Genomic DNA, 18,480 nt, shown 5'->3' on the forward strand with positions numbered 1-18,480 from the left:
TAAGCACACGCATTTCTACATCAATAAACCTATTTATGAACATAAAAGAGAGAAGTATTTATGATCATCCCATGGCAAGACATTGCGCCAGAGACACTGGAAAACCTCATCAAAGAGTTCGTGCTGCGTGAAGGCACAGACTACGGCGACGTAGAGGTTTCACTGCAAAACAAGATTGACCAAGTGAAACATCAATTAGCTTCAGGAGAAGTCAGCATCGTGTTTTCTGAGCTCCATGAAACCGTTGATATTCAGGTCACAAAACGCTTCTAAGCTGCGCTCATAAAGGAGCCGTGTTATAGTGGTAAACGATTGCTAACAAGTAAGTTACTCAAAAGACAAGGGTTGTCATGTCCGCTAAACATCCAATTATTGCGGTGACGGGTTCATCAGGAGCCGGCACCACCACCACCTCAGAAGCCTTCCGTAAAATGTTCAATATGATGGACGTGAAGGCTGCTTGGGTTGAAGGGGATAGTTTCCATCGCTTCACTCGCCCAGAGATGGATGTCGAGATCCGTAAAGCGCGCGAGCAAGGTAAGCACATCAGCTACTTTGGTCCACAAGCCAACGACTTTGGTGCGTTAGAAGAGTTCTTCCGTAAATACGGTAACGAAGGCACAGGTAAAGTACGTAACTACCTACACACCTTCGATGAAGCCGTGCCTTACAATCAAATGCCGGGCACCTTTACGCCATGGCAAGAGATCCCTGAAAATTCCGATGTGATGTTTTATGAAGGCCTGCACGGCGGTGTGGTTGATGGCGACATTAACGTTTCTCAACACGTCGATTTGCTGATCGGCATGGTACCTATCGTAAACCTAGAGTGGATTCAAAAGTTCGTTCGTGACACCCGCGATCGTGGCCACTCACGCGAAGCCGTAATGGACTCCATTGTTCGTTCAATGGATGATTACCTTAACTACATTACCCCGCAATTTTCGCGTACTCACATCAACTTTCAGCGTGTTCCAACCGTAGATACATCGAACCCACTCAACGCCAAAGGGATTCCAAGTTTAGACGAAAGCTTCGTAGTTATACGTTTGCGTGGTATCAAAAACGTCGATTTCCCCTACCTTCTGGCTATGATTGATGGCTCGTTTATGTCTCGTCATAACACGCTAGTGGTACCAGGCGGCAAGATGAGTTTTGCTATGGAGCTCATTGTGAGGCCAATCCTGCAACAACTCATCGAAACCGGAAAAATAGGTTAACAAAACGACATTCTGGTTGATTACTTTTCATACCGTGATCATGTGCACAATTTTGCGTAAAAAATCGTAGCTTGGTCACGATTAAAATCAAGAAATAGTACCTGAAAAAGGATACTATTCTTAAACGAAACACAAGATAGCTTGCAGCACTCAACGAGTGCTCTTATCCTACAAGTCAATCCAGGCTTAGCTAAAATACGGAAAGCGGCAAGCATACCCTGCAGAGGAAGTGAGATATTATGGTTCTAGGTAAACCTCAAACCGATCCAACATTAGAGTGGTTCCTTTCACACTGTCATATTCATAAGTACCCATCAAAAAGTACTTTGATTCATGCTGGTGAAAAGGCAGAAACCTTGTACTACATCGTTAAAGGTTCTGTGGCAGTTCTTATCAAAGACGAAGAAGGTAAGGAAATGATTCTTTCTTACCTAAACCAAGGCGACTTCATCGGTGAGCTTGGCTTGTTCGAAGAAGACCAAGAGCGTACAGCTTGGGTTCGTGCTAAATCTCCTTGTGAAGTAGCTGAAATTTCTTTCAAGAAATTCCGTCAACTTATCCAAGTGAACCCAGATATCCTAATGCGCCTTTCAGCGCAAATGGCAAACCGTCTACAAGTAACTAGCCAAAAGGTTGGTGACTTAGCGTTCCTTGACGTAACAGGTCGTATCGCTCAAACGCTACTAAACCTAGCGAAACAGCCAGATGCAATGACTCACCCTGACGGCATGCAAATCAAGATCACTCGTCAAGAGATTGGCCAGATCGTTGGTTGTTCTCGTGAGACAGTTGGTCGTATCTTGAAGATGCTAGAAGAGCAGAACCTAATTTCTGCACACGGTAAAACTATCGTGGTATACGGCACTCGTTAATCTCGATTAACTGAGCCAAAAATTTGAAAGCCACCAAATGCGAATTTGGTGGCTTTTTTGTTTTCTAAAGGTCTAGAGAGCAGATGCTAGATGCGAATAAAACACCTACAGCTTCCAAGCACAAACTGTCTCGAAGCGAAGCGTACTCGCATCTCTAGGACAAAATCCGTTCTCGTATCTTTCTTTAACCGTTGGTGCTTTCAAAGATTTTGTCAGCTGATGCTGCAACAAAACCTGTGTAAAGCTCACCATTGACCATCGCATAACGCTTAGCGAACTCATAGAAGCCGCCAGGAATCATCTCATTGCCTTCAATAAATGAAACTGGGACTTTGTCTGCCATTGTTGATGATTGCTCTAATAAGACCTCTGGAGAGCCTTTAACCTGACCGCCAGATGCATTGATAGTGAAGCCCGACTCGCTCAGATAGTCATTCACCGCCTGCACTTCATCGAAGTTATTTAGCTGATTCACACTCACCGTAAAGTGGTTAGCTCCATATCCATGAGCCGCTAGCCAAGACGCGTATTCACTCTCTTTTACCAGCACTTGGAAATCCGCGAAGCTCAAATCCCAAAGACGACCGCCAAACAAGAACTCATGACCTTGAAGCTTGCTTGCATCCACTTGCTCAACCAACTTAGCAACGATCTGCTGCAGGTCACTTGAACACTCTTCTACCTTCAACTCACTAATGAACACTTTTGGTTGTTTTGGATCTGGGTGCTCGTAATGCTTAGCCACCAACTTCTTGCTCTCAAACAAGTAGTCGCCACACGCTTTATAGCCTAACTCTAGGAAAGGCTTCGCTAGTGTTTCAATACCCAAAGGAGCAACATTGAAAGTACGCAGTGCAATGTGATCATTAATCAGCGCTTCGTCTTCTTTCAGCAAGTGATGTACTTTCTCTGCCGATGGACAAAGCCTGTGTATGTAATCGTCCCAAAGTGATTTAAAGAGTAGATCGGGCGTCATGGTGACTCCTTGTCAGAGGTTCTAGCAAGCTAGTAATTTGGATTAGAAAGGGAGAGGCTGAGACACAGAGTCAGCAGCCATCAGCCTGTGACATACTTTTTCTATTATTATCTACCGCCCAATCTAGGTGTCGGACGTGATAGAAAAAGGAAGCGATAACACCACTTCCTATTTCAAACTTAACGCATGAGACTAGTGCTCATTAGCCTAAATTAAAGCTCAATACCTGGGCTAAACGTTGCTGGAAGTTGAGTTTCACCGCCTTCCATTGAAGCCATAGGATAAGCACAGTAGTCCGCCGCATAGTAAGCACTTGGGCGTAGGTTGCCTGAAGCACCCGGACCACCAAACGGTGCATCACCACTTGCGCCTGTTAGCTGACGGTTACGGTTAACAATACCCGCACGGATATGGTCAACGAAGTATTCCCATTCAGAATCATCTGTTGATACAAGACCCGCAGACAAACCAAAACGTGTATCATTAGCCAGTTCAACCGCTTGCTCTAGTGACTGGTAACGAACCACTTGCAGTAATGGACCGAAGTACTCTTCATCTGGCAATTCAGCAATGTTGGTTGCATCGATAATACCCGGAGAAACAAACGCCGCTTGACCCGCTTTTGCTTCGACTAGGCTGACACCACCTAGCGATTGCAGATTAGCTTGCGCGTCCAGAATGAACTTAGCCGCAGCGACAGAGATTTGTGGGCCCATGAAGGGTGCTGGCTCAGCGAATGGCTGATCAACACGAATCTTCAAGGTAGCAGCAACGAGCTTATCCAGCAGTTGATCGCCCTTCTCTCCAACGGGAACATACAAGCGACGTGCACATGTACAACGTTGACCCGCACTGATGAAAGCCGATTGAATAATGGTATAAACCGTCGCGTCAGCATCACCAAATTGGTCACTGATCACCATAGGGTTATTACCACCCATCTCTAGCGCTAGCATCTTACCCGGTTGGCCCGCGAATTGACGGTGAAGGATATGACCGGTATTTGCACTACCTGTGAACAGCACGCCATCAAGACCTTTAGCATCGGCTAGTGCGATACCTGTCTCTTTAGCGCCTTGTACTAGGTTGATTACGCCAGCAGGAAGACCCGCTTCTTGCCATAGCTTCATCGCAAACTCACCCGTCCAAGGTGTCTGCTCTGAAGGCTTAAATACCACGGTATTACCCGATAGCAGCGCCGGAACAATATGACCGTTTGGTAGGTGACCTGGGAAGTTATAAGGACCAAATACCGCCATCACGCCTAATGGACGGTGACGAAGTACAATCTGGTTGCCCGCCGCTTCACGTGAAGCTTCACCAGTACGCTCGTGGTAAGCACGGATAGAAATAGCAATCTTGCCCGCCATTGCGCCCGCTTCAGTGCGAGTTTCCCAAATCGGTTTACCCGTCTCTTTTGCGATAATTTGCGCGATCTCTTCGCTGTTCTCTTTAACTTTCTCAGCAAAGTTCAACACAATCGCTTCACGCTCTGCAAAGCTCAGTTTTTTCCAAACCAAGAAGGCTTCACGAGCTGCTGCTACTGCAGATTCAACCTGTGCTGGTGTTGCGCTATCACCCTGCCACACTACTTCATTGTTGTATGGGCTTACTGATGTCATGGCGTCACCTTGACCTGCCACCCACTGTCCTGCTATCCACTGAGTCATACTTCTATCCTTAAAATCTTCGACAGATAATCGCCGCTCTTACTGAGCCAACATGCGAACGAATTCGCCTTCTTTTACTTCAAGAGCGCTTGCTACTTCAGATGATAAAATCACTGTGTCGCTTGCTTGGTCATACGCACCTTTCGCGGCTACTGCGCGGAAGTTCTCAAACGAGGTATTACCAATTAGGAAGTCTTTAGAGCTAGAGTGCTCTGCAATTTGAACCTGCGCTCGAATTGAGTAACGCACAGATTCGATGTTTCTTAGATCACACTCAACCGTTGGGCCTGCATCAAAGATGTCGACATAACCACGGTTGGTGAAACCTTCACGTTCCAGCAACTTAAGTGCAGGACGCGTATTGTCATGTACCTCTCCGATTACCGCTTGAGCTTCTTTGCTCAGTAGGTTCACGTAGATAGGTAGCTTCGGCATTAGGTCTGCAATGAAGCCTTTTTTACCAATACCGGTTAGGTAATCGGCAAGCGTGAAATCAATAGAGAAGAAGTGCTCTTGCAGCCATTGCCAGAAAGGAGAGTTACCTTCTGCATCCGATACACCACGCATCTCAGCAAAAATCGTTTTCGAGAAACGCTCTGGGTGCTCAGACATGATCAAGAAACGACACTTAGACATCAGACGACCATTCAATCCACCACGGAATGCCGGGCGCAAGAACAGTGTGCAGATCTCACTGCATCCGGTGTAGTTATTACCGAAAGTCAGCAGTTTAACGACGTTATTTACGCCAAGCTTCTGCGATGAGTGAACCACTTTACTGATGTGGTACGAGTAGAACGGGACATCCCAGCCGATTGAAGCTTCGATACCCGTGGTACCTGCAACCTCACCGGTTTCGGTATCAAAGCCAACCATTAGGTAGCCTTCATCACCGGGTTCAGTCACGTCTTGTTTGGCAAAGCTGTATTCAGAGTGAGTAATACGGTTAGTTAACAGTTCTTCGTTAACCGGAAGAGATGTGAATCCGTGACCAGATTCAACCGCGCAGGTATGCAGCGCATCGTAATCAGATAATTTTATTGGGCGAACAACTAGCATCAATATTCCCTCCAGATGCAAAATAGGCCCAAAACCAGAAGCTTGGGCCTTTAGCAGAACGTCATGGGATCGCTCTATTGGCGATCATTCCTATGACGCCGCTCAGGCTAAACTAGCGTAGCGATTGCTTTGTCTAGTTTCGATAAGCCTTCTTCAATTTCTTGTGTAGTAATAACCAGTGATGGCGTGAAACGAACCACGTTTGCACCCGCAACCAGTACCATCAAGCCTTGTTCGCCTGCTGCTACCAATACGTCACGTGCACGGCCTTGCCACTCTTCGTTAAGCGCAGCACCTAGTAGTAGGCCTTTACCACGAACTTCACTGAAGATTTGGTACTTGTCGTTAATCTTAGTAAGACCATCACGGAACAATGCTTCACGCTCTTTCACGCCAGCTAATGTTTCAGGTTGGCTAACCACATCAACAACCGCTTCTGCAACAGCACACGCCAGTGGGTTACCACCGTATGTAGAACCGTGCGTACCGACTTTTAGGTGTGTCGCCAGTTCAGAAGTCGTCAGCATTGCACCGATAGGGAAACCGCCACCCAGTGATTTAGCCGTGCTCAAGATATCTGGTGTCACACCTAGGCCTTGGTAAGCGTAAAAATTACCAGTACGGCCATTACCTGTTTGCACTTCATCAAAGATAAGCAGTGCATTATGTTTGTCACACAGTTCACGAACTATGTTCACGAATTCAGAAGTTGGCGAGATGATACCGCCCTCGCCTTGCAGAGGTTCCATCATGATTGCACAAGTGCGATCAGAGATGTGCGCTTCTAATGCTGCAATATCGTTGTAAGGCAGGTGAGTAACATCGCCCGGTTTAGGACCGAAACCATCAGAGTAAGCTTCTTGACCACCAACCGTTACAGTAAAGAAAGTACGACCGTGGAAACCTTGTTTGAATGCAATGATTTCAGATTTCTCAGGACCGTGAACATCCGCCGCCCAACGACGAGCTAGCTTTAGAGCTGCTTCGTTCGCTTCCGCGCCAGAGTTTGCAAAGAATACTTTTTCTGCAAAACATACATCTGTTAGTTTTTTCGCTAGACGCAGTGCAGGTTCGTTGGTCATCACGTTACTTAGATGCCAAATCTTGTTTGCTTGCTCGGTAACAGCATTAACCATTGCTGGGTGACAGTGACCCAAACAGCTCACAGCGATACCACCAGCAAAGTCGATATACTCTCGGCCTTGTTGGTCCCAAACGCGTGCGCCTTCCCCTTTTACTGGGATCATTTCCATTGGGTTATAACAAGGCACCATCACCTCATTAAACAGACTACGTTCTACTTTATTTTCCACTGTCATCGTACATTCCTTCTCGATACCGCAAGCTTCGCAAATAAGCGTAATGGTTCATAAGTGAGACAAAGATATTTTGTCTCGCCATAATCCCGCTGCAGCATTATATTTACATTTAATTAACCTTTTCAATAGTAGATTATTCTTTAGCCATCCCTTACAACCAGCTAAACGTCACTACCTATGACTATTTATGCATCAATTAATCTGTTTTATGAAGCTTTTTTTACCTAAACGTATAACCAGCAACAGCAAAGCCTTACTGGCATTGCGGTATATTGGGTTCGAGACGAAATAACGCGAATAATTTTGCATAGGCTAAAAACTTAGCCTGACGAGGGAGAAATGTTATAAAAAGTGATCGGCGTCAGAGGGATGAAGACGCGTAGCGCCCGAATTTAAACGCTTAACGGGTAGTGGAATACGTTTAACTGGCTTATTTAGACGGAGAAAGGGTCAAATTTAAACACTCAGCGTGCTAGGAAGTTAGCGAGAAGCTGGTGTCCTTGCTCTGTTTTAATCGATTCAGGGTGAAATTGGACGGCATCAATCGGCAAGGTTTTATGTTGATAACCCATGATCTCATCCATGCTGCCATCTTCAAATTCTGTCCAAGACGTCAGCTCAAAACAATCTGGTAATGTGCCGTTTTTCACCACTAAAGAGTGGTAACGAGTCACAGTCAGAGGGTTATTGAGACCTTGAAAAACACTCTTACCGTTATGGCGGATCGACGAGGTTTTACCGTGCATCACTTGTCTGGCTCTCACCACTTCACCACCAAAGACTTGAGCAATGGCTTGATGACCAAGACACACACCTAAGATCGGCAGCTTACCAACGAAGTGTTCAATCACCTGTAGCGAAATTCCCGCATCATCGGGCGTACATGGACCCGGCGAGATAACAAGATGGCTAGGATTTAGCGCTTCGATGCCTGCAATATCAATCTCATCGTTGCGAACAACTTTTACAGTTACCCCTAACTCACAGAAATACTGATACAAGTTATAGGTAAAAGAGTCGTAGTTATCGATGATAAGTAACATGGGTCGAAATCGTTTGCTAAATACTAAAGGATTGGGAGATATAGGGGCGGTATTGTGCAATACCCATGGCGAAAGGCAAGTGGAAACTGCATTTCGCCAATAATTAAGGCCAACCTAAGTTGACCTTAATTGTTTACAGATAGCGCTAAGTTATCTGAATTGGCTTACTTGTATAGCAAGCCTATCTATTTGTGATTGAGCTATTTGCGACGACGCCACATTGCTAAGCCAAATAGTGACATCAGAGCACCGAAGCCAAATGAGCCACCTACTCGCAGCTCAAGAACTGCAGGATCATGATCCGATGAACGGAAGTGATCTTGGTACTTAGGTAGGTCGCCTTTGTACTCTTCGTTGTAGTCAAACAACGTCGATTCGCCACCGTTAATGTGCCAATCGGTAGCATCGACAACCCTATCTTTCAGGCTGTCGCTGATCAGCAGGTGGTCCAGAGCGCCAACTTCATCATTGTATGAGTAGCTCCAGCTGTCTGGGTGCTTTTGAGCCACAGCATTGATATAACCGTAGTTCTTCATAATCACCGCACCTCTATCACCAAACTGCTCAACACCATCAATGTAGGTATTACGAGCTGCTTTGATCTGCTTACCGTATTTCTCTTCCGAGTAATCGGTTAGCACCAGCATTGGATCTTCCATGCCGTACGAGTTCATATCCCCCAGAATCACTTTATGGCCTTTGATGCCGTCTAGCGCTTCACCCAATGCAACTGCCGCAGCAACACGGAAGTTCTCACATGAACCTTGCTTATCGGCATCAACGCCACCTTGGCCGCCCTGTTCAACTGGTGCTGCATCTTCCCAACACTTAGAGCCTTTCGATTTAAAGTGGTTGATCGCTACGGTAAGTTTCTCTTTGGTGCCTTTAACTTTAAAGGTTGGCGCCAATGAGTCACGTTGGTAGTTCTTACCGTCTTCAATCACCTTGCCTGAATCGTCTAACACCTCAGGTGCTTGTTGGCTTGGCATCGCGATAACACGGCTGTCTTTAAGCTTCACCACCTTCTTACGGTAGATAACACCCGTTGTGATTACGTCAGTACCAATCGAGTCCATCTCGTTGGTTACGCCATCTTCGTTCGAGTCGACAGCCACAAAGGTATAACGGTCTTTCTTACGCTCAATACGATCATTCAGTTGGTTCACAAGTTGTTGAATCGCTGAACCTTCACCAAAGCCGTTGTTCTCAATTTCCATCAAGCCAATAATGTCTGCATCTAAGCGAAGAATCGCGTTCACAATCTTCTCTTGCTGCATTTCAAACTCAGTGATGGTGTTCGCGCCACGGTTATTACCGTGCTGATTCGCGTCGCCACCAAATGGAGAGTTAAAGTAGTTCAATACGTTGAAGGTCGCGATACGTAGGTCGCCTTCATCCATGTCTGGTTTGTCGGTACGCGGATCGTTACGAACGAAGTTTTCAGCCGAGATCTGGTTGGTCGCAATTAAACGGTACTCACCGTAGCTGTAAGTCAACACACCTTCTAGACCAACAATGGTGTCATCAATGCGGATGTAGTCTTCGGTCGAGCCATCTTGGTCGATATCAGTGCGGCCAAAATCTGGATAAAAAGGGACTTGTCCATCAGCTGCTTTTTGATCGGTTTCAACGAAAAGACGACGATCAGCGTTGTCTTCAGTTTGCTGCTTCGCTTCGTCAGATCCCGCGGCGAAAAGCTGGTTTGGCTGCATGTTAATACGCTCATGCGCCAGTACCATGTTGTTACGACGACCGGCGTAGTCATAACCAAAGGTACGTGTCACACGCATGTCTAGTGCTTCGGTTGTTTTCACCAACATGCCTTCGTAACGTTCTAGCGTTGCAGCGAAGTTCTCATCACTGTCTAGCGCTTCTATCGCCGTTGCTTCAGGTGCCTGCTGCTCGCCCTGTTTTAGCCATTGGTTGTTTTCAACTTTTAGCTGAGTGTGGCTGTAGTATTCTTGAACCTTGCCTTTCACACACACAACGTCGCCCGCAGCCAGTTCTGAGCTCGACTGGTTGGTATGAATAAATAGGCCTTCAGAAGTGCTTGAGTTGAAATCATCCTCAAGTGCTTGCAAGTAGAAGCCTTTGGTTAGGCCTGTTGTTACCGCACTTACCACACCTTTGACGAAGTACTCATCGTCGGTGATGTACGGGTAGCCATCGATGAATGGCGATGTTGCGCCTTCACCTTGGATTTCTTGAATGGTGGTGAATACTGGGTCAGAGCCATCTTGTGTACAAGTGAACGCTTCTGGCAGTTCAACACTGTCTAGTGAACCTAGGCCTTCAATGCTGTCTTTGGGTAGCGATACCCATTGTGAAGCATCAAACGTCGCAGAAGGTGTTTGTGTCGCACGAACCAAAGTAACATCTTTGCCCCAGTCCACATCGCCCATCAAACCAACAACATCATGTACCGAGCCGTCTGAATTCAAGATAGCCAGCGGGTCGTCACCGTTATGATTGGCGATAGAGGCATTAATGATGTCAGCTTGAGCTTTAATCTCATCACTCGCACTAGAATGTGCGACCACGAGTACTTCACCGGGTGCTAAAACGTGGCCATCTAAAGGTAAAGTGGCACCCCATGATCCGTTGCCATTGGCAGATTTCGCCAATGAGTAACCATCTAAACTAATGCTGCTATCGCCGTTATTGGCGATCTCAACCGCTTTGTTATAGCTGCCGCCTTCCACATATTGTGAAATAAACAAATCAGCGTGTGCGCTTGTAGTTAACAAGCTACCAATTGCCACTGCTAGCAATGAAGGTTTGTGTAAAAGAGCCATCCGTTTCACCTGAGTTCATCGAGTTATAGTCACTGCCATCTATGGGCAGTCATGTATTTTGTGGTAACTATCAGGTTTATTTATGAAAGGAATAAGTCAGTTGGCAAGAAAATGAGGAACTTATCACTTTGGAATCATCAATTATTTGGCACGTTATATATTTCCAACATATATAGAAATGAGTATGAATTTATAAAGCCCAGAAGTGCTGAATAAGATCACCTTCACAGCATTAACATGATGGATATGCCAGTCAGATACTGCGTAAATTATCAATTCAAACAAGGGGTTTTCGAGGAAGGTAAATGGAATGGGCATTAAAAAGCCCAAAGTAAACAGAAGCTACTTTGGGCTCAAATTCTCAAGTGAGTTGTGTTAGTTCACCCTATGGACGAGTAACAAAACCTACTGCTTCGTATGCTTTTTTCAGTGTCACTGCAGCACGCTCAGAGGCTTTTTCAGCACCGGCTTTCATTACTGCGTCCATGTAAGCACGGTCAGCACGGATGCGGTGGTATTCAGCTTGAATAGGCTCAAGCATCTCAACTAATGCTGCGCCTACGTCTTTCTTGAATGGACCGTACATTTCAACGCCTTGGTACTGCGCTTCGATCTCTTCGAACGTTTTACCCGTCGCTGCCGAGTAAAGACCCATTAGGTTAGAGATACCCGCTTTGTTTTCCCAATCGTGAGCAATGCGTGGTGGTGTTTCTGCATCGGTTTGCGCTTTGTTGATCTTCTTGATGATCGACTTAGGCTCTTCTAGCAGAGTAATCACGTTCTTACGGTTATCATCTGACTTAGACATCTTCTTCGTCGCATCTTGTAGGCTCATTACACGTGCATTCACTGTTGGAATGTAAGGTTCTGGTACTTGGAAGATTGGCGTTTCAGGACCGTAGATGTTGTTAAAGCGAGTTGCGATATCACGCGCTAGCTCTAAGTGTTGTTTCTGGTCGCTACCTACAGGAACTTGGTGAGCACCGTAAAGCAGGATGTCTGCAGCCATCAACACTGGGTAGTCGTATAGGCCTACGTTTACGTCGTTTGAGTGACGTGCAGACTTATCTTTAAACTGAGTCATACGGCTCAGTTCACCCATTTGCGTGTAACAGTTAAGAAGCCAACCAAGTTGAGCATGCTCTGGTACGTGTGACTGAACAAATAGCGTGCTCTTCTTTGGATCAACACCGACAGCAAGACAGATTGCTAGTGCGTCTAGAGTCGCTTCATGCAGTGCTTTCGGGTCTTGGCGAACCGTAATTGCGTGAAGGTCTACAACACAGTATTGGCAATCGTAATCATCTTGCATCTGTTGCCATTGACGTAGAGCACCCAAGTAGTTACCGATACTTAGTTCACCAGATGGTTGAACACCACTCAATACGATGGGCTTGCTCATGGTTTTAATTCCTTTGCTTATTCGCTAAGTTTATTGAACGCTTAGCTTCTTAACTTAAATATAGAAAAGCCGCACAGCTCTTCTGTACGGCTCATCCAGTGTACTCATTGATAAGTATTTTGCTAGTAGGTTAGCTAACTTTTGTCCGCTTTATGCTGAAACTAGAACGACATCTAGTAATTGCGCGACGTTATCCGCGACATAGTCAGGGTTTGATGCTGAAATCGGCTCGCCGTGGTTATAACCGTAAGTCAGACCAAACGAGTGACAGCCTGCATTCTTAGCCGCCTTAATGTCGTTGCTTGAATCGCCAACCATCAGCATCTCTTCCGCTTTAACATTGTGCTTTTCTAGCAACCAGTTCAGCGCGACTGGGTTCGGTTTTTTCTCTGGGAAAGAGTCGCCACCCAACACATCAACAAAGTACTTATCAATACCGTGTTGCGCCAGAACGTCTGGTACAAACTTCGAAGGCTTGTTGGTGACCAGCGCCATAGTGAAACCCGCTTTATCCAGCTCAGCCAACGTCTCTTTAACCGATGGGTAAAGGTGGCTGAGCTTGTGACCGCCTTGCTCGTAGAAATCATCAAACAGGATGCGCGCTTTTTTTAGTAGTTCTGGCTCTAGGCTTGGGTCAACCGTCAGGTTACGGCTGAGTGAGCGTCCGATAAGAACATCAGCACCATTACCTACGTAGTCGCGAACTTGTTCTTCACTCACTGAAGGGAAGCCCAACTCCTGACAAGCTTGGTCTGCAGCAACGGCCAAATCAGGCACGCTGTCTAACAAGGTTCCATCCAAATCAAAGGCGATCAGTTTTATTGAGCTTAATGACATCTTACTTTCCTATTTATTATGTTCGTCTTATGAGTTGAGCTATAAGACGTAAAAAAGGGGCAAATTAGCCCCTTAATATTCAATCTATCTGTAGTTTTACGATTATGCGTTTACTTTTGCAAGCTCTGCACGCATCTCATCAATCACTTCTTTGTAATCTGGTTGATTGAAGATAGCTGAACCCGCAACGAACATATCTGCGCCCGCTTCTGCGATTTCACGGATGTTATCCACCTTCACGCCGCCATCAATCTCAAGGCGAATGTCACGGCCTGATTCGTCAATTAGCTTACGAACAGCACGTAGTTTATCTAGCGTGTGAGGAATGAAAGATTGACCGCCGAAGCCTGGGTTCACAGACATCAGTAGAATCATGTCTACTTTGCCTAGGATGTAATCTAGGCAAGAAAGCGGCGTTGCAGGGTTAAGAACTACACCCGCTTTACAGCCGTGCTCTTTGATTAGCTGTAGAGTGCGATCGATGTGCTCTGATGCTTCAACGTGGAAGGTAATCATTGATGCGCCGGCTTTAGCAAACTCAGGCACGATGCTGTCCACTGGTTTAACCATAAGGTGAACATCGATAGGAGCCGTAATACCGTAGTCGCGCAGCGCTTTACAGATAGGCGCGCCAAAAGTCAGGTTAGGTACGTAGTGGTTGTCCATCACATCGAAGTGCACAACATCAGCACCAGCTGCGAGTACTTTTTCTACGTCTTCACCAAGACGAGCAAAATCTGCAGACAAAATCGATGGAGCGATTAGAAAATCTTTCATACCAAACCTCTTAAGAGTGAGTAAATTGCGAATATCACCGCCTTGGTGACATCTCATACACAAATACAAGACTCAATCCCAAGACTATTTGGTGTGCAATTCTACCTAAGCACCTAAGCAGATCCTAGCAGTTCGAAAGATTAGTTTAAGAAAGTATCCGTTGGTCACTCAATTTAATGAGTTTGGCGGATATTCTGACCATTACTGTTCCGCTGATGCGTGCTGCTGGTTTTTCTCTTTATGGAAAAGCGCCAATAGCTCATCAACTTTATTACGGCCAGCGCCATTACGGCTGATGGTACGTTTCACCTTAACCACGTTCAACTCCGCACCATGATATAAGCGACGAGTTAACGTCGTATCGTGGTTTGAAATCAAAACAGGAATACCGCGTTCCATCGCTGCTTTTTCAGCAACATCCGCCAGTGCAGCTTGGTCATCTAAGCTAAAGCCATTACCTGCGTAAGAGGTAAAGTTTGCCGTGTTCGACAGTGGTGCGTATGGAGGATCGCAGTAAACCACACAGCCTTTGCGCGCGCGGCTAAAGGTTTCATGGTATCCCTCACAGACGAAGGTGGCTTTTTTCGCTTTCTCGGCAAAAAATTCCAGCTCAGCTTCTGGGAAGTAAGGTTTTTTATAAGAACCAAATGGAACGTTAAAACCGCCCTTCTTGTTGTAACGACATAGGCCATTGAAGCCAAATCGGTTCATATACAAGAAAGCCAACGAACGATACATGACGTTATCTGTACCATTGAACTCAGCGCGAATATCTAAGAAGGCTTCTTTACGGTTGTTCTCAGGACAGAACCAGCGCTTCGCTTCCGTGATATAAGTTTCAGGATCGGTTTTAAGCAGGTTGTACAGGTTGATAAGATCGGGATTGATATCTGCAAGCAGGTACTGTTCAAAGTCAGTATTCAGAAATACTGAGCCGGCACCGACAAACGGTTCTACCAATTTACGAGCAGGTGGCAGGTGACGTTGGATGTCTTCAACTAGGCCATATTTACCACCAGCCCATTTTAGAAAGGCACGCTGCTTTTTCATTTACTGCTCTATCTATCAACTCAAAAATAAGGCTGCGGAATGTAACATATTTTGAGGCTAAGCTCAGGGTTATTTCGCACGTTCTATCTCTCGATGCACTTGATTCATCGATTTTGCCCAAGGTTCCAACTGTTGAAGGGGTTTTGATAACGCACTTACCGCGTCTCTCGCCACTTGAATCGTTGGGTAATCTTGATAAGTGATAATAAACCACTTGGTGTCGTTGCGAAGTGTTGGGTAAATACGAACCTTGTTCTCAAGGTCATACTCTTCAATGAAAGATTGGACGTCGTCCAATGAGGTCATCGCACTCAACTGCAAAGTATAAGCTCGCGGAGAGATAGCTTGTAACTCTTCGCGAGAAAATGAGAATGTGATTTTCTGCGTCGGTGGTGTGGACTGGGTTAGGTCTGCTGTTTCATCGGTTGAAGGCTGTGACTCCACTTTGTCTGCATCTGACTGCGAACTCACCGCTGCACCTGTGTTTTCTTCAACAGCAGCATCAATCGTACTGGTATCAGCGCTTTCAGGTTTATCATCAAGCAAGGCATCAACCACATCAGAGGTGATCACAACACGCTGCTGATCTTGTTCGACTTCTCCAACACTCGCGGTATCTTCAACGACAGTCGGTGGCAGAGACGAACTATCATCATCGGCACCTTGGTAACTCATGTCGGTTTCAGCTTCAGAATCAATAGATCCATCAACACCAGTTTGTTCAGTGCCGCTTTCCACTTCAAAGGTTGGAATAGCCGTCTGTTCAATCGGTGCGATAAGAGACTGCGCTTTATCGTCTGGTGTTGGTTGACTGAACATCCACCAATAACCACCACCAATTAAAATCAACAGCAAGGCCACCACAATCGAGATATTGATGGGTGAGCCAATAATTGAGCGAATAATAATCCTTTTTTCCACTTTCAATTCTCCTAAAGCCATTAACTCACCGGGCAGAGGTTGCGCTTTATTAAACGCACGTCGCACGCGAGTTTCAGACTCATCATCAACATATCGAATCACCAGTGATTCAAAGAAATGTTCAGCTTCTGGTTGCGAAAGGTCATCGATCTCAAGATCGATAGGCTTGTGTTGCTGACCGTAACTCAAACGCGTTAATAACGTATCTAAGTGGCCAGGTTCCGAGAAGAGAACGATATTGATCGTCCATTGAGGGTTTGATTGAGCTTCCAGTACCAACATCCATAATTCGGATACCAATAGCTCAGAAAGTCGTTGGGCATCATCAACGACGATAACCACATTACACGGTTCTCCATCCAGTAGCCTTGTCAGGCTATCCGATAAAGAATCATGTTGATTAAACAGGGGGTCAGAAACAATTTGGCTAAGAATAAGCGCACGGCGTTGTTGATCGTCTTGGCTTGGATGACAAAGCAGTAAACACTGATTTTTTTCTGTCGACCATGCTTCAAGATAACGCTGAGCTAACCAAGATCGGCCAGAGCCAGCTTTGCCAGCCACCGTCACAAGGTTTGAACCAAAGTTAGTCAAAAGCTGTAAGCGCTCTAGCAGCTCAACTTGAGATTCTAACTCTAATACTCTTAATTCATGAGCCAAACTCATTGGGGATCCCTACTGATAAGATCGATCAGTAAAACGCTTCAGTTGCCTAGAGTTTAGCTAGGCAACCTCACAACCAAATTTAAAGAGTACGGCAGAAATCGATCGCTTGTTTAATGATGTCTTGAGGCACATCAGCAACCACTTCAGCAGTACCAATACTTGTTGGTAATACCAAACGCAACTGACCAGACAGCACTTTTTTATCGCGCATCATGTGCTTCATAAAGTCTTCAAAAGACATGCTTTCTGGCGTATGGATTGGTAGTTTCGCATTCTTGAGTATAGAAATAATTCGCTCAAGTTGCTGCTGAGAGATCAGTCCCTGTAATTGAGCTGTTTTAGCTGCCATTACAGTGCCTGACGACACAGCTTCACCATGTAGCCAATTACCATAGCCTAGTTCTGCTTCAATCGCATGACCAAATGTATGACCTAGGTTCAATAACGCTCTGATTCCTGACTCTTTTTCATCTAGAGCCACCACTTCAGCCTTAATTGCACAACAACGAGCAATCGCGGTAATCAGTGCTTCTTCATCAAGTTGATAAAGTTTCTCTAGATTCTGCTCCAACCAATCAAAGAAGGCTTCATCGTAAATGATGCCGTATTTGATCACCTCAGCAATGCCAGCTGCAAACTCACGCTCTGGAAGCGTTGATAAACAGTTAGTATCGATGATCACAGATTTCGGTTGGTAAAAAGCGCCGATCATATTCTTACCAAGAGGATGGTTTACTGCGGTTTTACCACCAACAGAAGAGTCCACTTGAGAAAGAAGGGTCGTCGGGATTTGAATGAAATCAATACCGCGCTGGTAACAAGAGGCAGCAAAACCGACCAAGTCACCGATTACACCACCACCTAAAGCAATCACCACCACATCGCGGCTGTAATTTCCTTCAAGCATGTAGCTCATCACTGAATTGAACGTTTCAAGGGTTTTGTACTGTTCACCGTCTGGCAGCTCGAGAAGAGATGTCTGACAGCCTACTTGATCCAATAGCGATAAAATTTTATCTGCATAAAGAGGCGCTACTGTCACATTACTGATAACAACAACTTTCTGTTTGCCTGATAAAAAAGAAAGGTACGCCGGGTCTTCAAATAACCCGGCGCCAATAGAGATAGGGTAGCTACGCTCAGCTAGATTGACCGTAATCCGTTCCATGGGTTTGCTCTCCGAAAAAAATGAACTTAACGTTCTTCTAGCATTTTTACGATCTGGTTGGCTACCACTTTTGCACTTTGGTCGTCAGTACGAACTGTGTAGTCCGCCACTTCTTCGTATAGTGCGTTGCGAGATACAGCTAGATCTTCTAGCACATCACGCGGGTTGTCTGTTTGAAGTAGAGGGCGTTTCTTGTCGCGGTTAGTGCGAGCAAGTTGCTTTTCAATTGTTGTCTCTAGGTATACAACAATGCCTCGTGCAGATAGACGGTTACGGTTTTCTTTGCTCAACACTGAACCACCACCTGTCGCAAGAACAATACCTTGTTCTTCTGTCAGATCATTGATTACAGATTCTTCGCGCTTACGGAAACCTTCTTCGCCCTCAACATCAAAAACCCATGCGATGTCTGCGCCAGTGCGCTCTTCGATCACAGTGTCAGAGTCTAGAAACTCCATATGAAGTTGGGAAGCTAGGTGTCTACCAATTGTACTTTTGCCGGCGCCCATTGGGCCAACAAGAAAAATATTGCGTTTCTCAGCCATGTTTTTAGCAGTAATTTACAACGTTAATTCAATGACATCGCCACAAGGTAGGTCAGTACAAGTACTGAAATTAAAAGGCCCGTGGCACCGATTCCTCACAGATAATTCGTGATAAGACCCGAAATTATCAAGGTTAGGTGCCACTAATGCAACTTTATTT

16 protein-coding genes are annotated in these 18,480 nt (G+C 45.7%); 3 read left to right on the forward strand and 13 right to left on the reverse strand.

Going from position 1 to position 18,480, the window contains the following annotated elements; all coding sequences use genetic code 11:
* Positions 1-60: 60 nt before the first annotated feature.
* The 3 genes from MSG35_RS20025 to crp all read left to right on the forward strand — a co-directional run bounded on the left by MSG35_RS20025 (position 61) and on the right by crp (position 2,092).
* Positions 61-273 carry a YheU family protein gene (locus tag MSG35_RS20025; RefSeq protein WP_010435208.1) on the forward strand — a complete coding sequence of 71 codons (213 nt, stop codon included), beginning with the start codon at positions 61-63 and terminating at the stop codon, positions 271-273.
* Positions 274-350: 77 nt separating this feature from the next.
* Positions 351-1,220 carry a phosphoribulokinase gene (locus MSG35_RS20030; RefSeq protein WP_248384873.1) on the forward strand — a complete coding sequence of 290 codons (870 nt, stop codon included), beginning with the start codon at positions 351-353 and terminating at the stop codon, positions 1,218-1,220.
* Between the two features lie 239 nt (positions 1,221-1,459).
* On the forward strand, positions 1,460-2,092 hold the full coding sequence (gene crp, locus MSG35_RS20035) for a cAMP-activated global transcriptional regulator CRP (protein WP_004729651.1): 633 nt from the start codon (positions 1,460-1,462) through the stop codon (positions 2,090-2,092).
* Between the two features lie 184 nt (positions 2,093-2,276).
* Here crp and MSG35_RS20040 read toward each other — a convergent pair whose 3' ends face one another.
* The 13 genes from MSG35_RS20040 to aroK all read right to left on the reverse strand — a co-directional run bounded on the left by MSG35_RS20040 (position 2,277) and on the right by aroK (position 18,320).
* Positions 2,277-3,068, reverse strand: coding sequence for a DUF1338 domain-containing protein (locus tag MSG35_RS20040; RefSeq protein WP_248384874.1), 792 nt, complete (start codon positions 3,066-3,068; stop codon positions 2,277-2,279).
* Between the two features lie 212 nt (positions 3,069-3,280).
* A complete protein-coding gene (astD, locus tag MSG35_RS20045; RefSeq protein ID WP_248384875.1) occupies positions 3,281-4,738 on the reverse strand; it encodes a succinylglutamate-semialdehyde dehydrogenase in 1,458 nt (485 codons plus the stop codon).
* 39 nt (positions 4,739-4,777) lie between these two features.
* Positions 4,778-5,797 (reverse strand): arginine N-succinyltransferase, encoded by a 1,020-nt coding sequence (gene astA / locus MSG35_RS20050; protein ID WP_048612355.1) that lies wholly within the window; start codon positions 5,795-5,797, stop codon positions 4,778-4,780.
* A 107-nt stretch (positions 5,798-5,904) separates the two neighbouring features.
* Positions 5,905-7,116, reverse strand: coding sequence for an aspartate aminotransferase family protein (locus MSG35_RS20055; RefSeq protein WP_248384876.1), 1,212 nt, complete (start codon positions 7,114-7,116; stop codon positions 5,905-5,907).
* Positions 7,117-7,580: 464 nt separating this feature from the next.
* Positions 7,581-8,159, reverse strand: a complete 579-nt coding sequence (locus MSG35_RS20060) for an aminodeoxychorismate/anthranilate synthase component II (protein ID WP_029405655.1) — start codon at positions 8,157-8,159, stop codon at positions 7,581-7,583.
* A gap of 200 nt (positions 8,160-8,359) precedes the next feature.
* The gene (locus tag MSG35_RS20065) at positions 8,360-10,954 is read right to left on the reverse strand and encodes an ExeM/NucH family extracellular endonuclease (protein WP_102582918.1); all 2,595 of its coding nucleotides are present in this window, start codon (positions 10,952-10,954) and stop codon (positions 8,360-8,362) included.
* Between the two features lie 385 nt (positions 10,955-11,339).
* The gene (gene trpS, locus MSG35_RS20070) at positions 11,340-12,356 is read right to left on the reverse strand and encodes a tryptophan--tRNA ligase (RefSeq protein ID WP_016796005.1); all 1,017 of its coding nucleotides are present in this window, start codon (positions 12,354-12,356) and stop codon (positions 11,340-11,342) included.
* Positions 12,357-12,506: 150 nt separating this feature from the next.
* On the reverse strand, positions 12,507-13,193 hold the full coding sequence (locus tag MSG35_RS20075) for a phosphoglycolate phosphatase (protein ID WP_017061120.1): 687 nt from the start codon (positions 13,191-13,193) through the stop codon (positions 12,507-12,509).
* 102 nt (positions 13,194-13,295) lie between these two features.
* Positions 13,296-13,970 carry a ribulose-phosphate 3-epimerase gene (gene rpe / locus MSG35_RS20080; RefSeq protein ID WP_248384877.1) on the reverse strand — a complete coding sequence of 225 codons (675 nt, stop codon included), beginning with the start codon at positions 13,968-13,970 and terminating at the stop codon, positions 13,296-13,298.
* A gap of 201 nt (positions 13,971-14,171) precedes the next feature.
* Complete coding sequence (locus MSG35_RS20085) at positions 14,172-15,020, reverse strand: Dam family site-specific DNA-(adenine-N6)-methyltransferase (RefSeq protein ID WP_048605377.1); 849 nt, start codon at positions 15,018-15,020, stop codon at positions 14,172-14,174.
* Between the two features lie 69 nt (positions 15,021-15,089).
* Positions 15,090-16,607: an AAA family ATPase gene (locus MSG35_RS20090; protein ID WP_248384878.1), complete on the reverse strand. Its 1,518-nt coding sequence runs from the start codon at positions 16,605-16,607 to the stop codon at positions 15,090-15,092.
* A 79-nt stretch (positions 16,608-16,686) separates the two neighbouring features.
* A complete protein-coding gene (aroB, locus tag MSG35_RS20095; protein WP_017061124.1) occupies positions 16,687-17,775 on the reverse strand; it encodes a 3-dehydroquinate synthase in 1,089 nt (362 codons plus the stop codon).
* Positions 17,776-17,801: 26 nt separating this feature from the next.
* Positions 17,802-18,320 (reverse strand): shikimate kinase AroK, encoded by a 519-nt coding sequence (gene aroK, locus MSG35_RS20100; RefSeq protein WP_017061125.1) that lies wholly within the window; start codon positions 18,318-18,320, stop codon positions 17,802-17,804.
* Between the last annotated feature and the right edge of the window lie 160 nt (positions 18,321-18,480).

The organism is Vibrio sp. 1CM23M (assembly GCF_023161755.1).
Classification (GTDB): Bacteria; Pseudomonadota; Gammaproteobacteria; order Enterobacterales; family Vibrionaceae; genus Vibrio; species Vibrio coralliirubri.

What these genes read in the sequence shown, in the direction of transcription:
- aroB (WP_017061124.1), bottom strand. Translation starts at nt 17,775, where the DNA reads ATGGAACGGATTACGGTCAATCTAGCTGAGCGTAGCTACCCTATCTCT.
- astA (WP_048612355.1), bottom strand. Translation starts at nt 5,797, where the DNA reads ATGCTAGTTGTTCGCCCAATAAAATTATCTGATTACGATGCGCTGCAT.
- MSG35_RS20040 (WP_248384874.1), bottom strand. Translation starts at nt 3,068, where the DNA reads ATGACGCCCGATCTACTCTTTAAATCACTTTGGGACGATTACATACAC.
- MSG35_RS20055 (WP_248384876.1), bottom strand. Translation starts at nt 7,116, where the DNA reads ATGACAGTGGAAAATAAAGTAGAACGTAGTCTGTTTAATGAGGTGATG.
- MSG35_RS20030 (WP_248384873.1), top strand. Translation starts at nt 351, where the DNA reads ATGTCCGCTAAACATCCAATTATTGCGGTGACGGGTTCATCAGGAGCC.
- MSG35_RS20075 (WP_017061120.1), bottom strand. Translation starts at nt 13,193, where the DNA reads ATGTCATTAAGCTCAATAAAACTGATCGCCTTTGATTTGGATGGAACC.
- rpe (WP_248384877.1), bottom strand. Translation starts at nt 13,970, where the DNA reads ATGAAAGATTTTCTAATCGCTCCATCGATTTTGTCTGCAGATTTTGCT.
- MSG35_RS20060 (WP_029405655.1), bottom strand. Translation starts at nt 8,159, where the DNA reads ATGTTACTTATCATCGATAACTACGACTCTTTTACCTATAACTTGTAT.
- aroK (WP_017061125.1), bottom strand. Translation starts at nt 18,320, where the DNA reads ATGGCTGAGAAACGCAATATTTTTCTTGTTGGCCCAATGGGCGCCGGC.
- MSG35_RS20065 (WP_102582918.1), bottom strand. Translation starts at nt 10,954, where the DNA reads ATGGCTCTTTTACACAAACCTTCATTGCTAGCAGTGGCAATTGGTAGC.
- astD (WP_248384875.1), bottom strand. Translation starts at nt 4,738, where the DNA reads ATGACTCAGTGGATAGCAGGACAGTGGGTGGCAGGTCAAGGTGACGCC.
- crp (WP_004729651.1), top strand. Translation starts at nt 1,460, where the DNA reads ATGGTTCTAGGTAAACCTCAAACCGATCCAACATTAGAGTGGTTCCTT.
- MSG35_RS20085 (WP_048605377.1), bottom strand. Translation starts at nt 15,020, where the DNA reads ATGAAAAAGCAGCGTGCCTTTCTAAAATGGGCTGGTGGTAAATATGGC.
- trpS (WP_016796005.1), bottom strand. Translation starts at nt 12,356, where the DNA reads ATGAGCAAGCCCATCGTATTGAGTGGTGTTCAACCATCTGGTGAACTA.
- MSG35_RS20025 (WP_010435208.1), top strand. Translation starts at nt 61, where the DNA reads ATGATCATCCCATGGCAAGACATTGCGCCAGAGACACTGGAAAACCTC.
- MSG35_RS20090 (WP_248384878.1), bottom strand. Translation starts at nt 16,607, where the DNA reads ATGAGTTTGGCTCATGAATTAAGAGTATTAGAGTTAGAATCTCAAGTT.